The following is an 18,146-nucleotide window of genomic DNA, read 5'->3' on the forward strand; positions in this document are numbered from 1 at the left end:
CATTCTAGACGCGACGTTGCCTCGAGGCCGCGAATGGGCGCTTGATCCTACGCCACGATCCGCTCGACCACGTCGCGCACCAGGCCCGTCAGCAGCTCGAGCTTGTATCCGGTCATCGGCAGCGGCCTGGCTCCCGAGATCGCCAGCTCGGTGGCTTGCGCGATGGTCGCCGCGTTAATCTGCTTACCCTGCAGCGCCGCCGCGGACGCGGCAAGACGCAGCGGGACCGGGGCGATGCCGCCGGCGGCGATGTGGACCTGCTGGAACGCGCCGCCGGAGATCACCGCACGCACGCAGATCTCGACCAGCGGCCATTCCGCATGCGTCCGGCTGATGGCGCGCTTGTACAGCGCGCGCTCGCCGGCCAGCGGAACGGGGAGCTCGATCCGCTCGATGCGTTCGCCCGGTGCAAGCAGATTGTCGGCCGCGCCGTTGCTGCCGTCGCCGAGCAGCTCGGAGATCGACAAGCCGCTGCGCCGATCGGTGGTGACCTTCGCATCATAGGCGAGCAGCGCCATCGCCATCGTCGACGGATGCGGCGCGACGCATGGGCCGAGATCGAACGCGACGTGATAGAGGTGGTTGCCGGATCGCGCCGGGCAGTCGGGGCCGCCCTTCTTGAGACAGGCGATCTGCGGATTGCGGAAATACCAGCAGCGCGAGCGCTGGGCGAGGTTGCCGCCGAGCGTCGCCATGTGCCGGATCTGCGGCGTGGCGAGGCCCTGCGCGGCTACGGCGATGCCGGGGTAAGCCTCGGCGAGCCGCGGATCGGATGCGATCGCAGCGATCGTGGTCAGGGCGCCGATGCGGGCCGAGCCGTCCGCATTCCACGCAACGCCGATCGTATCGGGACTGGCGGCGAGATCGATGATCGAGCCGCACGACAGGCCGCTGCGGCGGCGCTCCGACAGATCGGTGCCGGCGGCGCGGAATTCGGGCGCGGAGATGACGTCTGCAGTCGCGACACTCATGCGGCGTCCCTCCCCTTCAGCGCGGCGACGATGCGGTCGGGCCGGATCGGAATCTCGGTGAGGCGGACGCCGATCGCGTTGTGGATCGCGTTGGCGACGGCGGCCGAGGTCGGCACCGTCGACGCCTCGCCGATGCCGACGCTGTTGCCGAGCACATGGTCGAAGCCGGCTTCGTCGAAATGGACCTCGATCTCCGGCGTGTCGGCGATCCCAGGGATACGATAATCCTCCATTCCCGCGGTCAGGACGTCGCCGCTGGTCGGATCAAGCTCGCGCGCCTCGTAGAGCGCGTAGCCGAGGCCCTGGATCACCGCGCCGCAGGCCTGGCTGCGCGCCAGCGCGGGCGCTGCGATCTTGCCGACCGCGATGCCGGTGTGCACGTTGAGCACGCGGACATGGCCGAGCCAGGTGTCGACCTCCACCTCGATCACCTGCACCGAGCTCGGCACGCCGGCGCCGACGGCGATGTTCGAGAAGCGGCGCATCATCCAGCCGAACACCATGCCCATCAGGCCGACTTCGCGCAGCGGCGAGCGGATGCCGGGCGCAGTGTTCTTGCCGTCCTCGCCGCGCGTCTCCACCATTGCGATGTCGGGCGAGCGCGCGATCAGCTCGCGCCAGGGCGCGTTCGAGCCGGGCGCCGGCTTTCGCGTGGCCTGTTCGAGCATCGCGTCCTTCAGCTTCCGCACTGCCTGCAGCGTCGGCGGCATCACCGAGGCGGTGACGCGGCTGCCGCCGGAGCCGGGGCCTTCGGGCAGCGAGGAATCGCCGATCCGCACATCGATCTCACCGGGTTCGAGATCGAACTCGCGCGCGATCGCGTCGGCAAGCACGCTGCGGGTGCCGGTGCCGATGTCCTGCGTCGCCGTGCTAGCAACGACGCGGCCGCCCCTGACCGCGACCTCGACCTTCACCTTCGGCTGCCACAGATAGAGCCAGTAGCCCGTCGCGACCCCGATGCCGCGGCGATAGCGCCCGTTCTGCGCCGGCTTGTGGTTGCGCCAGATCTCGAGCCCTGATGCCCAATCGTAGAGCCGCTGCCGGTTGGGATCGGGATCCCAGCGCTTGCGCAAGGCGATCGGATCGACCTTGAGCCGCAGCGCGGCCTCGTCGATCGATTGCTCCACGGCGAATGCCATCGGCGGACCGCCGGGGCCGCGGAAGGCGGCGCCGGGCGGCAGATTGCTGATGACGTCAAAATCCGAAAGGTCCTTCGCCTCGGCCGGATAGATCAGCCGCGCCAGTCCCGCGATGGTCGAGTTGGTCGCGGCCCCGGTATCGGCATGCGCGGTGACCGAGAGCGCCTTCAGGCCGCCTTGCTCGGAAGGTAGCAGCGCGACCTTCAACTCCGCGGCCGGCCGATAACCGGCGACCGAGAGTTCTTCCTGGCGATCATAGGCGACCCGCACCGGCGCTTTCGCCGCGCGGGCCAGCTCGATCGCGGCGATCGTCTCGGTGCCGAGGCTCGCTTTCGAGCCGAAGCCGCCGCCGACGTGCTCCGCGATCACGCGGACCTTGTCGTGATCGAGCTTGTAGCGTTTTGCGATCTGCTCCTTCAGGTGAAACACCTGCTGGGTCGAGGCGTGCAGGGTCAGCCGGTCGCCGTCGAAGCGCGCCACCGCGGCGTGGGGCTCGAGACAAGCATGCTGCTGCGTGGCGGTGCGGAAGGTGGCTTCGACGAGTAGCTTGTTGTTGGCCTGGCGCGCCTCGTCCACCCAGTTGCGGGCCTTCTTGGCGCGGGTCGAGAAAACAGCGGTCGGCCCGCGGATGTTCTGCTTCCAGGGCGCCGGCCCGCCGGCCGCCTCCGAGACGTTGCCGGCCCGCTTGCGGCTCGCCTTGTCGAACACCACGGGCGCATCATCCTTGCGTCCGGCGTCGAGCCCGACCACCGCGGGCAGGCGCTCGCTGGTCAGCTTGATCGCGGCGAGCGCGGCCAGCGCCGTCTTGCGGTCCGGAGCTGCAACCGCCGCAATCGGCTCGCCGACATAGCGCACGATGTGGTCGTCGCCGAGCAGCGACACCGCACTAACGCCGGGCAGCGCGCGTGCCGGCGCCAGATCGAGCGTGGCGATGCGTGCATGCGCCTCGCGCGAGCGCAGGATCAGGCCTTCGAGCTGGCCGTCATGATGGATGTCGACGGTGTATTTCGCCGCGCCCGTCACCTTGTCGCGCGCCTCGATGCGGGGCGCCGTGACGTGATCGCCGTCGAAGCGGCCGGCACAGGCATCCGCCACCGCGCGGTAGATCCCGTCATAGGCGCCGCAGCGGCAGAGATGGCCGGACAGCGCCGCGCCAATCTCCTCGCGCGACGGCATCGCCGTTCCCCTGGTCGCGCGCCAATGGTCGCAGAACGCGGTCGCTTCCACGATGAAGCCGGGCGTGCAGAAGCCGCATTGCAGGGCGTCATGCGCCATGAACGCCTTCTGCACCGGATGCAGCCCGGACGCGCCGATGGCTTCCACCGTCGTCACCGATTTGCCGGCGGCGGCGTGTGCCGGCATCAGGCAGCTTGCGACCGGCGCGCCGTCGACCAGCACGGTGCAGGCGCCGCAGACGCCGGCGCCGCAGACGAGCTTGGTGCCGGTGAGCTTGAGCTGGTCGCGCACGATGTCGATCAAGAGCGCATCGGGATCATCGGGCAGGGATTCGACGCGGCCATTGACGGTCGTCGTGCTCATGGATGTCCTCCAGTTGTCCTGCGTGTCGGCCTCTTGGGGATTGCCGCCCTCTTGACGTACGGCTTCTGCGGTTTCGGCAAGGATTTGGACTTGAATTTCGGCTTGGCGCCGGCGCAGAGCGTCCGCACGATGATCGCCATGTCCTTCAGGAACGCTTCCGCCGGCTGCATCGCCGGATACTGCGACTTCGCTGCGTGAATCGACATTTCGACCAGCCGCGCGAACTCGGCCGGCGTCAGGTCCTGCGGCAGCGCAAGCTGCTGCTTGCGCACGACCCGCGCGACCGTCGTGACCATGCGCTCAGCATAGCGCGCAGCGTAGGTCTGGAAGAGGTCGCGCGCATGCACGAGGTGCTCGGAATACAGTTCCTCGAGATGCGGCGAGCCGTCCAGCGACCCGATCATGGTCGACATCCGCGCGGTCATGCCCGTAGCGAGGATGTCGCCGAGATCGCTGCCCGCCGCCTCCGCCTCGGCAATGGCGGTGTCCTCGGCTGCGATCGCGCTCTCATGCACGCGCTCGATCACGGCGCGGAACAGCGTTTCCTTGGATTCGAAGTGGTGATAGAGCGCCTGCCGCGTCAGGCCGGCCGCCTCGGCGACCTGCTCGATCGAGGAGCGCCGAAAGCCGTGCCGGCGGAACACCAGCATGGTGGCATCGAGAATGCGGGTTTTCGGTCCCATTTGACGATTTTGACAAATATAGAAAAACTGTCAAATCGCGATTTGGTGAGGAGGCGGTGCTGGGGCTTGATCACCATTCCGCGAGGCCGCCGCGCGGCCGGCGCCCATGTGAACCGCCTTGCGAATGGTCGCGTCGAAGAAACGTGGAGCTCCAAAGATGACCTTCTGGTCCGGAGCTTGCGAGGATACGCACATGACCCAGGTCTTTTTCCATTGCTCGACCACGCACGGGGTGCTGATGGATCGCCGCGGCACCTCGGTGACAAGCCTCTCGGAGGCCTGCGAGGCGGCGACGTGCATGATGCGATCGCTGGTCGCAACGGTCAGCCTGGAAGACTGGCGCGACTGGGTCGTGCATGTCAGCGACGAGTCCGGCGAGGAGATCGTGATCCTGTCCTTCGCGTCCGTGCTCGGCAAGCCGCACTGAGAGGGCGCCATGCTGTCACCGCACGCATCATTGCTCTCTCTGCACGACAGCTGGAACGCGATTACGGCGGGCCTGCAGAATCTGATCGCGCGAATTCGCGATCCCTACCGGCCCGAGCTGCACTACATGCGCGGACCGGGTCCCAAATGGCATGCGAAGCACGCCGTTCAAGCTGCGCCCGCCGGTTGAGCGCGGCGCTGTTCAGCTCTCGCTTCTCGCCGGGCGGTACATCTCGCGCCGCCACGCCGCCGGGCTGACGCCGACCACGGCGGAAAACACCCGCGTGAAGTGGCTTTGATTGGCAAAGCCGGCCGAAATCGCGATCTCGGACAGCGACAGGTCGCGCGCCGCCATCAGCTGCTTGGCCACCTTCAGGCGCTGCTGAAGCAGCCATTGGTGCGGTGGCAAGCCGGTGGAGATGCGGAAGGCGCGCGAAAAATGGCCGACCGACGGATCGAGCTCGGCCGCAATCTGCTTCAGCGAAATCTTCCCGCTGAGGTCGGATTCGAGCTTTTCGCAGGCGCGGTTGATCTGCCAGGCGGCGAGGCCGCCACGGGTCGGTCCGGTCGGATGTTGTATTCCGTCATAGGTCCGGGTGACGTGCGCGGTCAGCGCCAGCATCATGTGATCGATGAACAGCTGGTTGGTTTCGTCCGGCCGGTGCAATCCCTCGCGCAGCAGCGCCCCGACATGACGAATGACGCCGTCGTCGTGACCGGTGCCGATTTCGCAGGCCAGTTCGCCGATGCGCGGCGAGCCGGTCTGTTCGGCGAAGTCAGTGAGCGCCGAGCGCGGCAGATAGAAGAACAGCGAGTGGAACGGCTTGTCGATCACGTAGCGCGGATCGCGTTTGAGATCGTAGAGATAGGTCGCGCCCGCCGGGATGTCCCGCTTCATGAGGCACTTGCCGCCCTCCCACAATTCGCAGTCCGGATAATCGTGCAGCTTCAGGCTGACCAGAAAGGCATCCTCGGCGGTGAGCGATCCGGACAGCCCGGGCACCGGGTTGTCGTCCCGGGTTTCGGTGACCGCGAGTTCGGCGCTGCGCAGCGTGCGCGTGATCAGCGCCGGCGGCGTATCCCTCAGGCGTAGGAATTGCCCGAGCCGCTGCCCGTAGGCGCCCGCCTGTGCCATGCGTGTTGAGTCCATCATTGATGTGCGGCCGGGCAGGGACTTGTCAGTCAGCCTGCGAAGCCGTCACTCATTATCCGGGATTGCTGCGGCGCAGTCCAATTGTCTCAGGCGATCATGAACGATGCTGCCGGTCGTTCAGCGCAATGCGATTCCGGAATGAATTCAACTGCTTTGGTCCAATCGACCGTGCCGGACGCAGAAATGTCGCAGCCGCGCGCTTGGCGCAGAATTGGGCAAAGCATGGCCGTTTCAGGAAAGACATTCGAACTGCGCGGCGCTTAGGTCCGGCGGGCAGTTCCGCGCCTCATGGGTCCGACAGACCGGCCCGCAAGGAGGGAGCGCATGAGCCTTCAAACGCGAGCACAGGTGATGAGTAAGCCGATCCTGCACGATCCTTTGCGGGATTCGCCCGCCGCATCCGAAGCGCGGCCGGCCGAGGCACCGGCCGGTCCGCGCTGCCCGGCCGGCCAGGAGATGGCCCGCGTGCTCAAGACGCAGCCGCTTCGCATGGCGGCCGACCCGTCGAGCGGCGCGATCGCCTATTGGAAGCATGACGCCCTGCACGACGTGGTCAGGCCGATGGTCGACCATGTCGTCATGAGCTATCCCGCCGGCTCGCAGCGGCTGGAGCGGCGGACCGGCAGGGTGGCTTCGATCGGAACGGCACGGTCCGGGGTCGTGACGATCATTCCGGCCGGCTCGAGCTCGCGCTGGGATATCCACCAGTCGGTGCACGTCGTTCAGCTCTATCTTCCGCATGCGACGCTGGCGCGCGTCGCCGGCGAGGCCGACACCGCAGCTCCCGGCGATCTGCTGGAGCGCACCGGGCATCCCGATCCAATTACATCGCGGTTGCTGCTGAGCGCCGCTGATGCGCTCGATGGCAGCGCGGCGCTGGATGCGCTGTTCCGGCAGCAACTGACGGATCTCTTGGCCACGCGCCTGCTGTCGGCGCATGCCGGCGTGCCTGCTACGGTGCAGGCGACCGTGGGCGGTCTGGCGCCGACCGCGCTGCGCCGCGCCATCGAGCGGTTGCGCTTCGCGGCGCTGGCGACGGATGCCGGCCTGTCGCGCTTTCACTTCTGCCGCGCCTTCAAGGAAAGCACCGGGCTCTCGCCGCATGCCTGGCTGCGCCAGCACCGGCTCGAGCAGGCCATGAACATGCTGCGCGACACCGACGCATCCGTGGTCTCGATCGCGGCGGCGCTCGGCTACAGTTCGCAGACCGCGTTCGCGGCCGCGTTCAGGAAGCTGACCGGCGAAAACCCCGAGCGATTGGCGGCGGCGCCTGCGGTAGCCGCAATCGCTCTTCAGGTCGGGCAATCGCTCTGGGGCACTCATAAGGCCAATTCGCTAGATCACCGTGGCGCCCACGCCAACAACGGAGACAAGCGATGGCCTGGAAGGATTTCGGTAGCTCCCTTGCAGTGACACGGCGACGCCGGGTCCTCGCGACTGCACTGATGTACGGGCTTACGCTCACCGTGCGCTTCACGTCGGCAACCGGCGAGGATGCCGATGCGCCGGCGCAGGCCGTTCAGGGCGCCGATGCCATGACGTCGGTGATGATCAGCGACGCCGCCCAGGCGCTCTACCGGGACTGGCTCCCGGGGGCCGCGCTGCCGATCGGCCTTCAGCATGGAGCGCTGTCGGGCGCGAGAGGCTGCCGCGCAGCCTGCATGCCCGGGGCGCGCACGCCGTTCCTGTCGAGCTGCGCCGCCCGGCAATAGGCGCTCGCTTTTCGTTTCACCTCTTCGCGTCGCCGATCGCGACAGGCTTCGCCGCAAGCGGCAGGCAGCGGCGGCAACGCGCGGACATCAGAGACTGCCAACCCAGAGGAGATACCCATGCGAATTGTCATCATCGGCGCCGGCTTTGCCGGCATGTACGCCGCGCTCTCCGCAGCCCGCCTGCGCGACATCAAGGGCGTTTCGCCCGAGGAGCTCGAGATCGCGCTGGTCGCGCCGGAGCCGACCCTGGTGGTGCGCCCGCGGCTCTACGAGCCGAAGCCGGAGACACTGACCGCGCCGCTGCTCGACGTCTTCAACGCGATCGACGTCGTCTATGTGCAGGGCAGCGCCGAAGCCGTCGACACCAAGGCCCGCACCGTGCAGATCGTCACCGCCAAGGACGCGCGCAAGACGCTGCCTTATGATCGCCTTGTGGTGGCGACCGGCAGCCGGCTGTTCCGTCCGAACGTACCCGGTCTCGCCGAGCATGGCTTCAGCGTCGACAATCTTGCGGATGCGATCGCGCTCGATCGCCATCTGCACGACCTCGCCAGGCAGCCGGCATCAGTGGCACGCGACACCGTGGTCGTTGCCGGCGGCGGCTTCACCGGCATCGAGGCGGCGACCGAGATGCCGGCGCGGCTCCGGGACATCCTCGGCAGCGACGCCAAGCCGCGCGTCGTGATCGTCGATCGCAACGTGGCGATCGCGCCCGACATGGGCGAGGGCCCGCGCCCGATCATCGAGGACGCGATGCGCAAGCTCGGCGTCGAAGGCCGCTTCGGCGCCGGCGTCGCCGAGGTCAGCAAGTCCGGCGTCACGCTCTCCAGCGGCGAGCATATCGAGGCCGCGACCGTGGTCTGGGCGGCGGGCATTCGCGCCGCGCCGCTGACCACGCAGATCCCGGCGGAGCGCGACAATTTTGGCCGGCTGCTGGTCGATCGCGATCTGCGCGTACCGTCGGTCGCGGGTGTGTTCGCCACCGGCGATGCGGCGCGTGCCGCATGCGACGATGTCGGCAATTACGCGCTGATGTCGTGCCAGCACGCGACGCGGATGGGCGCCTTTGCCGGCAACAACCCCGCGGCCGAGCTGCTCGGTGTCCCGACCAGGCCGTATCACCAGAAGGCCTATGTCACCTGCCTCGACCTCGGCGAGGCCGGTGCTCTGTTCACCCGCGGCTGGGAGCGCAAGGTCGAGATGGTCGGCGATGTGGCCAAGAAGACCAAGCGGGAGATCAACACCGTCTGGATCTATCCGCCGCGCGCCGAGCGTGCCGCGGCGCTGGCATCGGCCGATCCGGAGCACGTCACCGAAGTCTGACGCTGAGCTCGGCGAGAGCACCGCAACTGCGATCATCGCTTCCGCGCACGGCGTCGTTCGATCGCAGTGCGCGGAACTGACTCGAAGTATCGCGGAGCGAAACGCAGTTTAGAATCGTCCTTAGAAGCGCTCGAAAAATCTGAGGCGCATTGACGCAGTTTCGCTGCGTTCACGTTGCGAGCTCGCAACACCATCGGCGATAAGCCCAACACTGGATGTGTTCTAATCACCGATCAGCTGCGTACGTCTTTCATCGTGTTAGTGACGGCGAGGATGAAGGCGATGTGAGTTGACGGGGGTCGGATGTTTCGTCGCACTGCGCTGGCGGCCGGGTACATGGCCGGCAGCGGTTTGTTCGTGCTGAGTGTGGTGATGCCGCGAGAAAGCGTTGCGCAATCGGCGCTGCCGCCGGTGACGGTCGAGGCGCCGAAACAACAGCAGCAGGCGCGGCGGACGCTGCCGGCGCGACGCGCGGCGCGTCCTGCACGTACGACGCCGCGATCGATCGCGAACCGGGCGCCCGCGCAGAACGTTCCAGCACCGGGGGCAGGTGGCGGCGGAGAGCGCGGCAACGGGCCGGTCACCGGCTATCTCGCCAGCCAGAGCGTCACCGCAACCAAGACAGACAGCCCGGTGCTGACGACGCCGCAGTCGATCTCGATCGTCACCCAGGATCAGATCCAGGCGCAGGGCGCGCAGAACATCACCGAAGCACTGCGCTACACGCCCGGCGTGACGATCGAGAGTTTTGGCGCCAACGCGTTCTTCGACGAGTTCAAGCTGCGGGGCTTCACCGCGCCACGCTATCTCGACGGGTTGCGGCTGCCGACCGACACCACGACCTTCGCGGTCCCGCGCATCGAGACCTATGGTCTCGAGCGCATCGAGGTCCTGAAGGGCCCGTCATCCGGCCTGTATGGACAATCCGATCCGGGCGGCCTGTTGAACCTGGTCAGCAAGCGGCCCACCGAGACGCCGCATTACGAGATCGAGGGATCGTTCGGCTCGTTCGATCGCTTCCAGGGCGCCTTCGATATCGGTGGTCCGGCCGACAAGGACGCCCGGTTCCTTTACCGCATCGTCGGCCTTGGCCGCGACAGCAACAGCCAGACCGACTTCGTTCAGGACAACAAGCTGTTCATCGCGCCGAGCTTCACCTGGCGCCCGACCTACGACACCAGCTTCACCGTGCTCTCGCAGTACCAGAAGGTCGACAACAAGGGTTACCAGCAATACGTCCCGGGACAGGTGTCCTTCCTGCCCAACCCCAACGGACATATTCCTTACAGCCGTTACCTCGGCGAGCCCGGGCTGGATGGCTATCATCTCGAGCAGTTCGCGGTCGGCTACGCGTTCGAGCATCGCTTCGACAACATCTTCCAGTTCCGGCAAAACCTCCGCTACACCCAGGTCAGCAACGACCTTGCATCGGTGCGGACCGAGGGCATGGTGACGGATCGTCTGGTCGCGCGCACCTACAACTACGTCAAGGCCAACGCCGCCAATGTCGCGCTCGACAATCAGCTGCAGGCGGATTTCGCCACCGGGCCGCTGGTCCACAAGGTGCTGGCCGGCGTCGACTACTTCGATCTGTGGGCGAACACGGACTATCGCACGACGCCGATTGCGCCGATCGATGCCTATAGTCCGGTCTACGGCACCGCCGTTCCGTCAGCCAGCTCGCTGGCGCCTTTCATTCTGCGCGACGACAGGCAGTCGCAGCTCGGCGCCTATCTGCAGGATCAGATCAAGCTCGATCGCTGGACGCTGACCATGAGCGGCCGCCAGGACTGGGTCAGCTCCGGCTTCACCAGCATGGCGTTCTATCCGCCGGCCGGCCATTATTCGCGCGATGACTCGGCGCAAACCGGTCGCATCGGCCTGAGCTACCTGTTCGATATCGGCCTGGCGCCCTATGTCAGCTACGGGACCTCGTTCACGCCCAACCTCGGCGCCGACAGCGCCGGCCGGTCGTTCAGGCCGACGACGGGCGAGGGCGCGGAAGTCGGCGTCAAGTTCAAGCCGAACGGCTCGAACTTCATGGTGACGGCGGCAGCGTTCGATATCCGTCAGCAGGACGTGCTGACGGCCGATCCGTTAAACCCGCTGTTCAACGTGCAGACCGATGCCGTGCGCGTCCGCGGCCTCGAGCTCGAGCTGAAGGGCAATCTCACGCGCGAGCTCGAGATCACGGCGGGATACACCCATCTCGACCCGCGGGTGACGACGAGCATTGCCGGCTATGCCGGCAAGTACATGATGAACACGGCGCAGGACCAGGTCGCGGTCTGGGGCAAGTATAGCTGGTATGACGGCGCGCTCGCGGGCCTTGGGCTCGGCCTCGGCGTGCGCTATGTCGGCGAGACCTACGGCGACAACTTCAATACCTTTGTCATTCCCTCCTATGCCTTGCTCGATGCGTCGGTCAGCTACGACTTCGCCTATCTGCGGCCGGACCTGAAGGGATGGAAGGCGCAGGTCAACGTGACCAACCTGACCGACCACTTCTACGTTGCATCCTGCCTGACCGGGCTTCCCTATTGCGGCCTCGGCAATGGCCGCACGGTACTGGGCACGATGAAGTACACCTTGAACTAGGTAACGAAATTGACTGCGACGACCAGATCCTTGCGGCGATGGGGCGCTGTCCATAAATGGACCAGCCTCATCTGCACGCTGTTCACGCTGCTGCTCTGCATCACCGGCCTGCCGCTGATCTTCCACGAGCAGATCGACGATCTCCTGCACAGCCAGGTCAAGCCGCCCGACGTGCCGCCAGGCACGCCGCCGGCCAATCTGGACCGTCTGCTCGGCAACGCGCTGGCGCAGGCGCCTGGAAAGGTGCCTCACTTCCTGATCTGGGATCGCGACGATCCGAGCGCGATGTTCGTCAGCGTCGGTCCGACCATCGATGCCGATCCGACCAACAATTTGCTGATCCGGATGGACACCCATACCGGCGCCTATCTCGATGCGCCCGATGTGACCGGCCGCTTCACCTACATCATGTTGAAGCTGCACACCGACATGTTCGCGGGCCTGCCCGGCAAGCTGTTCCTCGGATTGATGGGGATCCTGTTCTGCGTAGCGATCATCTCCGGCATCGTGGTCTATGCGCCGTCGATGCGGAAACTGCGTTTCGGCGCCTATCGCGCGCAACGGACCCGCGTCGTGCGCTGGCTCGACGTCCATAATCTCGCGGGCATCCTGCTCGTCGCCTGGACGCTGGTCGTCGGCTTCACCGGGGTCATCAACACCTGGGCCGATCTCGTGCTCAAGATGTGGCAGTTCGGCCAGCTCGCCGAAATGACCGCGCAGTACAAGGACCGGCCGGTGCCGTCGAAGCTGACCTCGCTGAATGCGGCGGTCGAAGTGGCCACCCATGCGGTGCCCGGCATGACGCCGAGCTTCGTCGCCTTCCCGGGAACCCTGTTCAGCAGCAAGAGCCACTACGCGGTGTTCCTGCACGGCGATACGCCGCTGACCTCGCGGCTGCTGAAGCCGGCGCTGATCGATGCGGAAACCGGCAAGCTGACCGACACAAGGGACATGCCCTGGTATGTGACGACCCTGTTCGTCTCGCAGCCGCTGCATTTCGGCGACTATGGCGGCATGCCGCTCAAGATCGTCTGGGCGCTGCTCGACATCCTGACCATCTTCATCCTCGTGACCGGCGTGTATCTGTGGATGCGTCGCCGCAAGGCGGGCGTGAGCCAGGAACGCGCGATCGCCAACGCCGACTCCCTCGACAACCCCGCATTATCGTCGTGACGTCAGCATGGTCTCGCATCGTTCATTGACCCAGATCTTCGCTGCCCCGCTCGTCATCGCGATCGTGAGCACGGTCGGATTGATCAGCGCGCTGGTTGGCGACGGCTGGTGGGATGCGGTCTCGTGGGCCGGGCTCGGCCTGCCTCTCCTGCTCTATCTGGTGTTCATCTGGCGGCGCCAGCCGAATTGATCGGGTTTGCCTGATCGCGCTTCGAACCGGCCGGGCAATCAGCAAAGCCGGTCCAATCGGAATATGCCGATCCCTGCGGTGTCTCATCCGCGGAGATGCGCAAGAAGCCGAACGAGCAATCGAATAAGCAGTCGCGGCCGCGCAGGTGTCTGGCGTGTGGCGTCGCGCCGGCATTGTAAGATGACAGGTCTTCACTCCGGGAGCCCCGCCATGCGTAGCGGGTTGACCAATGCATCCAGGTCGCCTTGTCGGCGATACGGAAGCAGCCTGGCCCAGCGGGCCAGGCTGAAATTGGGGTGGCCCGCCAGCAAGTCGCTTGAGATCAGGCGCGCTTCATCTTGCCGGCCGAGATTCCAAAGCGCCGCTATGAGTGTCGACTGCGCGGTCAGCCAGAACGGCCGCTGCCTCAGAACGCGGGAGGCTATATCGTGCGCCGCCGCGAAATCTCCGAGATGAAATCTTGCGCGCGCTTCGTCCACCATGGATTCGTTGCGCTCAATCGGACTGAGCCGTTGGGCGTGTTCCTCGTAGAGGACGGCTTTTCGGAAATTGCCGGCGTAGCCGTGGTACATGCCCGCCATGTGATGGGCGTCAGAGCTGCTGGGAGCGAGGCTGATCGCGGTTTCTCCTGCTGCCACAGCCTCATCATGACGGCGTTGATAGGTACGAACATAGCCGATCACCAGGTATGCTTCCCCGAAGCTGGGGTCGGCGGCGAGAGCCCGATCAGCGCAGCCCAGTGCGGCTTGATACGCTTCATTTTCATCCTTGATCCAACCGAAGCGCGCCTGGTCAGTCAGGGTCAGACCCAACAAGTAGAGCGCAGGCATAAACGAGCCGTTGATCTCCAGCGCCTGTTCAAAAAGCTTCCGGGCCTGTGCGTGAGTTTGCCTTGCGAAATTAACGTACAGGGCGCGCCCCTTTAAAACATACTCATAAGCCAGCGGACTGCCCGAGCGCTTTCTCCACACCCTCGCGCGTTCGCCGACCGTCAACTGGACCTCAAGCGCTTCGACGATCTCTTGCGTAATTCGGTCCTGGAGATCGAACACGTCGTCCAGGTCTCCGTCAAAGCGATCCGCCCAGAGATGACCGCCGTCTCGACCATCAATCAACTGCGCCGTCAACCTGATGCGATTGCCGATCTTTCGAACGCTCCCCTCCAGCAGATAACGAGCACCCAGGATCTGCCCGATTTCGCGAATGTCCCTGTTCTGCCCCTTGAACGCGAAGCTCGAGTTGCGAGCTATCACCATCAATTCCTGAATCTTTGACAGGGTCGTAAGGACGTCTTCCGCGATCCCATCCGCGAAATACTCCTGCTCGTTGTCTCCGCTCATGTTCTGAAACGGCAGCACCGCGATGGAGGGCTTTCCCGAAAACGGGCGCATGTGATGCGATTCGGCAGGAGCCGGATGGCGCTCAGGCGAAGGTCTGGCGCCAATCTTCATTCGCCAGGCGCGGATCGGTTCAGTGATGTTTTTCAGATTCTGTTGGCCCATGTCTTCGAAGGCTGCATCGACCTTGCCCCGGATCTGCCGGTAGGCGTCGTCGGACAGGCATATGCCGCCCGGGTCCGCGATGTTCTCCAGCCGCGCGGCGATGTTGACGCCGTCGCCGAAGATGTCGTCGTTGTCGATGATGATGTCGCCGACGTGAATGCCGATGCGAAATTCGATCCGCTGCTGTTGCGGTGCGGATGCGTTAAGCTCTGCCATCCTGCTCTGGACTTCTACAGAGCTGCGCACTGCATCGACGGCGCTGCCGAATTCGACAAGCATGCCGTCGCCGGTCGTTTTGACGATGCGGCCGCGATGAGCGGCGATCGTTGGATCAATGAGATTTTTTCTGGCCGCCTTGAGCCGCGCGAGCGTGCCTTCCTCGTCCGTTCCCATCAGGCGACTGTAGCCGGCGACATCTGCCGCCAGCACTGCTGCCAGTCGCCTTTCCACTCGCTCGGGCGCCACGGACTACCCTAACTTGGAAGTTCAACCCGGCCAATTAAAGCACGTCGAGCCGCCTTCGGGCTAGAGGCCACGCCCTGGCTGACCGTTAGTCGCTAGATCAGCGCTTCCATGCGTAGCGTCGCCTCGATCTCTCCGAGGATGCGCGCCAGCCGTTCGGCCCACGCCGTCTCGCCGGCCTGGTCGGAGATCAGGTCCTGGCGGATCTCGATGCCCGAGTTCATCAGGCCGCGTGCCTCGCCATGCACGGGGATCGTGTAGTCGGTCTCGTCGCTGACCGCATAGGGCTCGTTGTCGCCGACCACGAGATCGCCCTCGGCGCGCAGATGCTTCAGCAGCAGCGGCGGCAGCACCGTGTCGCGGTGGTAGAGCGTGCCGATGTGCCAGGGTCGCGCGATGCCGGCGTAGATCGGCGTGAAGCTGTGCAGCGACACCAGCAGCGTCGGCAGGCCCCGACGCGCGCGCGCGTCGATGATCTCGTCGATGCGTTTGTGATAGGGATCGAAGATCTGCGCGCGGCGCATCTCGGCGGCCTCGCGCGACAGGCCTTCATTGCCCGGTACCGTGGTGGCCTCGCTGATCAGCGGGATCGAACTTGCGACATGCGGCGGACGGTTGCAGTCGATCACGAGCCGCGAATAGCGCTGCGCGATCAAATGCGCGCCGAGCCGCTCCGAGAGCCGGGCTGCGACGCCGGCGATGCCGATGTCCCAGGCGATGTGCCGCACCAGCTCGTCTTCGGGCAGGCCGAGGTCGCCGAGCGGAGAGGGAATCAGCCTGCCGTAATGGTCGCAGGTGAACAGGAACGGCGAGCGGCCGCCGGCATTGTGTTCAAGAACCGGTGAAGCGTCGGTGCTCGCGAGCAGGAACGATGGACCGCCTCCGTAATTCAAGGCTTTTTTCCTCAACTTTGCCTATTCAGGCGGCATGCTGAACTGGAATCGGGCAGCTTTCTCTATAGATTATGCAGCCCGAAATCACGATGATTGTTTGAAGATGCCGCTGCTGACTATTCATCACAAGACCGTTTATCGCTACGCGCGCCCGGTGGCGTTCGGCGAACACCGCATCATGCTGCGCCCCCGGGACGGCCATGATCTGCGCGTGCTCGACAGCGCACTTGTGATCGATCCACAGCCGATGTCGCTGCGCTGGATCCACGATGTGTTCGGCAACAGCATGGCGATCGCCGCCTTCGACGAGCGCGCCGACACGCTGTCCTTCGTCTCGACCGCGACGGTGGAGCACAATCCGGCCGATACGTTCGCGCTGACGCCGGACGATCCCGCCTATTTCTATCCGTTCCTCTACGACGATGAGGAATTCCCCGATCTGCAGCAGTTCATCACGCCGCAATATGGCGACCCGAACGGCGAGCTGTCGGCCTGGGCGCGGCGCTTCCTCGATGTCGAGGCGCCGACGCCGACTTTCAAGATCCTGAGCGGCATGACCCACGGCATCCGCGAGGCGTTCAGCTATCGCAAGCGCTATGAGCAGGGCACCCAGCATCCGCTCGACACGCTGCGCACGCAGTCCGGCACCTGCCGCGACTATGCGCTGTTCATGATCGAGGCGCTGCGCCGGCTCGGCGTCGCCGCGCGCTTCGTCTCCGGCTATCTCGCGATGCCGCCTGGCAGCGCGCACGGCTATGTCGGCGGCGGCTCGACCCATGCCTGGGTGCAGGTCTATCTGCCGAGCGCGGGCTGGATCGAGTTCGATCCGACCAACGGCATCGTTGGCACGCGCGATCTGATCCGCGTCGCGGTGGCGCGCGACCCGCGCCAGGCGATCCCGCTGCACGGCGTCTATCTCGGCGCGGCGGACGCCTTTCTCGGCATGGATGTCGACATCAAGGTGGTCTCGGTCGGCGAGAACGCGGAGCAGGAGACGGCCTGACGATGCAGATCAAGGTCGGCTTCGAGATCACCTACACGGCGGCGCAGCCGACCCCGATGGTGATCATGCTGTCGATCCATCCGTCGCGCTACGCCGACATCGTCGGCACCGAGCGCCTTTCGACCGAACCGGACGTGCCGATCGGCCTCTATCGCGACAGCTTTGGCAATGTCTGCGGGCGGCTCGTTGCCCCCAGCGGTGGCGTCACCTTCCGCGGCAGCGCGCTGGTGCGCGATTCCGGACTGCCTGACATCGTCAATCCGGCTGGACAGCAGCTGCCGGTCGAGCAATTGCCGGACGACATGCTGCTCTATCTGATGCCGAGCCGCTATTGCGAGACCGACAAGCTGACCGATGTCGCCTGGTCGCTGTTCGGCAACACACCGCAGGGCTGGGCGCGGGTGCAGGCGATCACCGATTTCGTGCACCACCACGTGACGTTCGGCTATCAGCACGCCCATCACATGAAGTCGGCGCACGACGTCTATGAAAGCCGCGCCGGCGTCTGCCGCGACTTCGCGCATCTGGCGCTCACCTTCTGCCGCTGCATGGGCATTCCGGCACGCTACTGCACCGGCTATCTCGGCGACATCGGCGTGCCGCCGGACCCGGCGCCGATGGATTTCTCCGGCTGGTTCGAGGTCTATCTGTCGGGCCAGTGGTACACCTTCGATGCCCGCCACAACACGCCGCGGATCGGCCGCATCCTGATGGCGACCGGCCGCGACGCCGCCGACGTCGCCCTCACCACGAGCTTCGGCCGCATGACGCTGACGAAGTTCGTCGTGGTGACGGACGAGGTGGCGGCGGCCTAGCGTCCCCCGGGATTTTCTGTCATTCCGGGATGGTGCGTTGGCACCAGACCCGGAATCTCGAGATTCCGGGTCTGGTCCTTCGGACCATCCCGGAATGACAACTGAACCTATGACCTCCGATATTCTTTTCGTCTACGGCACGCTGATGCGCGGCTTTGACCATCCGATGGCGAAGCTGCTCGCGGGCAATGCCGAATTCCTCGGGCCGGCGCAGTGCCGCGGCCGGCTCTATCTGGTGAAGCATTATCCGGGCCTCGTGGTGTCGGACGATCCGGCCGACATCGTGCATGGTGAGCTGTTCCGCTTGCGGGAGCGTGAGGCCATGCTGCGTGAATTCGACATGTACGAAGCCTGCGGCGAAGGCTTTCCGCCGCCGACCGAATATGTCCGCGAGATGCTTGCCGTCACGCTCGCCGACGGCAGCGTGAGCGAGGCGTGGACCTATCTCTACAACTGGCCGGTCACCGAGCTGCCGCGGATCGCGTCAGGAAAATTCCTCGAGCATTAGCGCTCGGACGTACCGCATGTTTCGTCATGCCCGGGCTTGACCCGGGCATCCATCTC

At 65.5% G+C, this 18,146-nt stretch carries 16 protein-coding genes and 1 pseudogene; 11 read left to right on the forward strand and 6 right to left on the reverse strand.

What is annotated here, in order from left to right:
- Positions 1–47: 47 nt before the first annotated feature.
- Genes ACVMB1_RS40825 through ACVMB1_RS40835 form a run of 3 tightly spaced genes read right to left on the reverse strand, consistent with a single transcriptional unit; the run spans position 48 to position 4,332 of the window.
- Entirely contained in the window at positions 48–971 is a 924-nt protein-coding gene (locus ACVMB1_RS40825) for an FAD binding domain-containing protein (RefSeq protein WP_076827965.1), read from the reverse strand.
- Positions 968–3,649 carry a molybdopterin-dependent oxidoreductase gene (locus ACVMB1_RS40830; protein WP_076827963.1) on the reverse strand — a complete coding sequence of 894 codons (2,682 nt, stop codon included), beginning with the start codon at positions 3,647–3,649 and terminating at the stop codon, positions 968–970. Before ACVMB1_RS40830 ends, ACVMB1_RS40825 begins: the two co-directional genes overlap by 4 nt.
- The gene (locus tag ACVMB1_RS40835; RefSeq protein ID WP_076827961.1) at positions 3,646–4,332 is read right to left on the reverse strand and encodes a TetR/AcrR family transcriptional regulator; all 687 of its coding nucleotides are present in this window, start codon (positions 4,330–4,332) and stop codon (positions 3,646–3,648) included. The genes ACVMB1_RS40830 and ACVMB1_RS40835 overlap by 4 nt, the downstream gene beginning before the upstream one ends.
- A gap of 193 nt (positions 4,333–4,525) precedes the next feature.
- On the opposite strand from ACVMB1_RS40835, the gene ACVMB1_RS40840 reads away from it, so the two are divergent.
- Complete coding sequence (locus ACVMB1_RS40840; RefSeq protein WP_028333132.1) at positions 4,526–4,759, forward strand: DUF6894 family protein; 234 nt, start codon at positions 4,526–4,528, stop codon at positions 4,757–4,759.
- Positions 4,760–4,768: 9 nt separating this feature from the next.
- Entirely contained in the window at positions 4,769–4,948 is a 180-nt protein-coding gene (locus ACVMB1_RS40845; protein WP_076827959.1) for a hypothetical protein, read from the forward strand.
- 12 nt (positions 4,949–4,960) lie between these two features.
- Here ACVMB1_RS40845 and ACVMB1_RS40850 read toward each other — a convergent pair whose 3' ends face one another.
- Positions 4,961–5,893, reverse strand: a complete 933-nt coding sequence (locus ACVMB1_RS40850) for a helix-turn-helix domain-containing protein (protein ID WP_141340931.1) — start codon at positions 5,891–5,893, stop codon at positions 4,961–4,963.
- Positions 5,894–6,262: 369 nt separating this feature from the next.
- Here ACVMB1_RS40850 and ACVMB1_RS40855 point away from each other — a divergent pair.
- From ACVMB1_RS40855 to ACVMB1_RS40880, 6 genes and pseudogenes are all read left to right on the forward strand, one after another.
- Positions 6,263–7,190: pseudogene (locus ACVMB1_RS40855) on the forward strand (helix-turn-helix domain-containing protein).
- A gap of 166 nt (positions 7,191–7,356) precedes the next feature.
- Positions 7,357–7,623 (forward strand): hypothetical protein, encoded by a 267-nt coding sequence (locus ACVMB1_RS40860; RefSeq protein ID WP_233475224.1) that lies wholly within the window; start codon positions 7,357–7,359, stop codon positions 7,621–7,623.
- Positions 7,624–7,740: 117 nt separating this feature from the next.
- Positions 7,741–8,946, forward strand: a complete 1,206-nt coding sequence (locus tag ACVMB1_RS40865) for an NAD(P)/FAD-dependent oxidoreductase (protein ID WP_076827957.1) — start codon at positions 7,741–7,743, stop codon at positions 8,944–8,946.
- 336 nt (positions 8,947–9,282) lie between these two features.
- A complete protein-coding gene (locus ACVMB1_RS40870) occupies positions 9,283–11,544 on the forward strand; it encodes a TonB-dependent siderophore receptor (RefSeq protein ID WP_083715015.1) in 2,262 nt (753 codons plus the stop codon).
- Between the two features lie 9 nt (positions 11,545–11,553).
- Positions 11,554–12,717 carry a PepSY-associated TM helix domain-containing protein gene (locus ACVMB1_RS40875; RefSeq protein ID WP_076827953.1) on the forward strand — a complete coding sequence of 388 codons (1,164 nt, stop codon included), beginning with the start codon at positions 11,554–11,556 and terminating at the stop codon, positions 12,715–12,717.
- Positions 12,718–12,724: 7 nt separating this feature from the next.
- The gene (locus tag ACVMB1_RS40880; protein WP_057018065.1) at positions 12,725–12,907 is read left to right on the forward strand and encodes a hypothetical protein; all 183 of its coding nucleotides are present in this window, start codon (positions 12,725–12,727) and stop codon (positions 12,905–12,907) included.
- A 191-nt stretch (positions 12,908–13,098) separates the two neighbouring features.
- On the opposite strand, the gene ACVMB1_RS40885 is transcribed toward ACVMB1_RS40880, so the two are convergent.
- Positions 13,099–14,838, reverse strand: coding sequence for an adenylate/guanylate cyclase domain-containing protein (locus ACVMB1_RS40885; RefSeq protein WP_244558818.1), 1,740 nt, complete (start codon positions 14,836–14,838; stop codon positions 13,099–13,101).
- 128 nt (positions 14,839–14,966) lie between these two features.
- Positions 14,967–15,764: an N-formylglutamate amidohydrolase gene (locus ACVMB1_RS40890; RefSeq protein ID WP_076827951.1), complete on the reverse strand. Its 798-nt coding sequence runs from the start codon at positions 15,762–15,764 to the stop codon at positions 14,967–14,969.
- A 103-nt stretch (positions 15,765–15,867) separates the two neighbouring features.
- Between ACVMB1_RS40890 and ACVMB1_RS40895 the strand changes: the two genes are divergently transcribed.
- The 3 genes from ACVMB1_RS40895 to ACVMB1_RS40905 all read left to right on the forward strand — a co-directional run bounded on the left by ACVMB1_RS40895 (position 15,868) and on the right by ACVMB1_RS40905 (position 18,090).
- Positions 15,868–16,767 (forward strand): transglutaminase family protein, encoded by a 900-nt coding sequence (locus tag ACVMB1_RS40895; RefSeq protein ID WP_028343411.1) that lies wholly within the window; start codon positions 15,868–15,870, stop codon positions 16,765–16,767.
- A gap of 2 nt (positions 16,768–16,769) precedes the next feature.
- Entirely contained in the window at positions 16,770–17,582 is an 813-nt protein-coding gene (locus tag ACVMB1_RS40900; protein WP_076827949.1) for a transglutaminase-like domain-containing protein, read from the forward strand.
- Positions 17,583–17,691: 109 nt separating this feature from the next.
- A complete protein-coding gene (locus tag ACVMB1_RS40905) occupies positions 17,692–18,090 on the forward strand; it encodes a gamma-glutamylcyclotransferase family protein (protein ID WP_057018063.1) in 399 nt (132 codons plus the stop codon).
- The last annotated feature ends 56 nt before the right edge of the window (positions 18,091–18,146 follow it).

The sequence above is a fragment of the Bradyrhizobium sp. USDA 4504 genome (genome assembly GCF_054063995.1).

Coding starts and splice junctions, on each gene's coding strand:
- ACVMB1_RS40825 (WP_076827965.1), bottom strand. CDS start 971: ATGAGTGTCGCGACTGCAGACGTCATCTCCGCGCCCGAATTCCGCGCC.
- ACVMB1_RS40830 (WP_076827963.1), bottom strand. CDS start 3,649: ATGAGCACGACGACCGTCAATGGCCGCGTCGAATCCCTGCCCGATGAT.
- ACVMB1_RS40835 (WP_076827961.1), bottom strand. CDS start 4,332: ATGGGACCGAAAACCCGCATTCTCGATGCCACCATGCTGGTGTTCCGC.
- ACVMB1_RS40840 (WP_028333132.1), top strand. CDS start 4,526: ATGACCCAGGTCTTTTTCCATTGCTCGACCACGCACGGGGTGCTGATG.
- ACVMB1_RS40845 (WP_076827959.1), top strand. CDS start 4,769: ATGCTGTCACCGCACGCATCATTGCTCTCTCTGCACGACAGCTGGAAC.
- ACVMB1_RS40850 (WP_141340931.1), bottom strand. CDS start 5,893: ATGGCACAGGCGGGCGCCTACGGGCAGCGGCTCGGGCAATTCCTACGC.
- ACVMB1_RS40860 (WP_233475224.1), top strand. CDS start 7,357: ATGTACGGGCTTACGCTCACCGTGCGCTTCACGTCGGCAACCGGCGAG.
- ACVMB1_RS40865 (WP_076827957.1), top strand. CDS start 7,741: ATGCGAATTGTCATCATCGGCGCCGGCTTTGCCGGCATGTACGCCGCG.
- ACVMB1_RS40870 (WP_083715015.1), top strand. CDS start 9,283: ATGGCCGGCAGCGGTTTGTTCGTGCTGAGTGTGGTGATGCCGCGAGAA.
- ACVMB1_RS40880 (WP_057018065.1), top strand. CDS start 12,725: ATGGTCTCGCATCGTTCATTGACCCAGATCTTCGCTGCCCCGCTCGTC.
- ACVMB1_RS40895 (WP_028343411.1), top strand. CDS start 15,868: ATGCCGCTGCTGACTATTCATCACAAGACCGTTTATCGCTACGCGCGC.
- ACVMB1_RS40900 (WP_076827949.1), top strand. CDS start 16,770: ATGCAGATCAAGGTCGGCTTCGAGATCACCTACACGGCGGCGCAGCCG.
- ACVMB1_RS40905 (WP_057018063.1), top strand. CDS start 17,692: ATGACCTCCGATATTCTTTTCGTCTACGGCACGCTGATGCGCGGCTTT.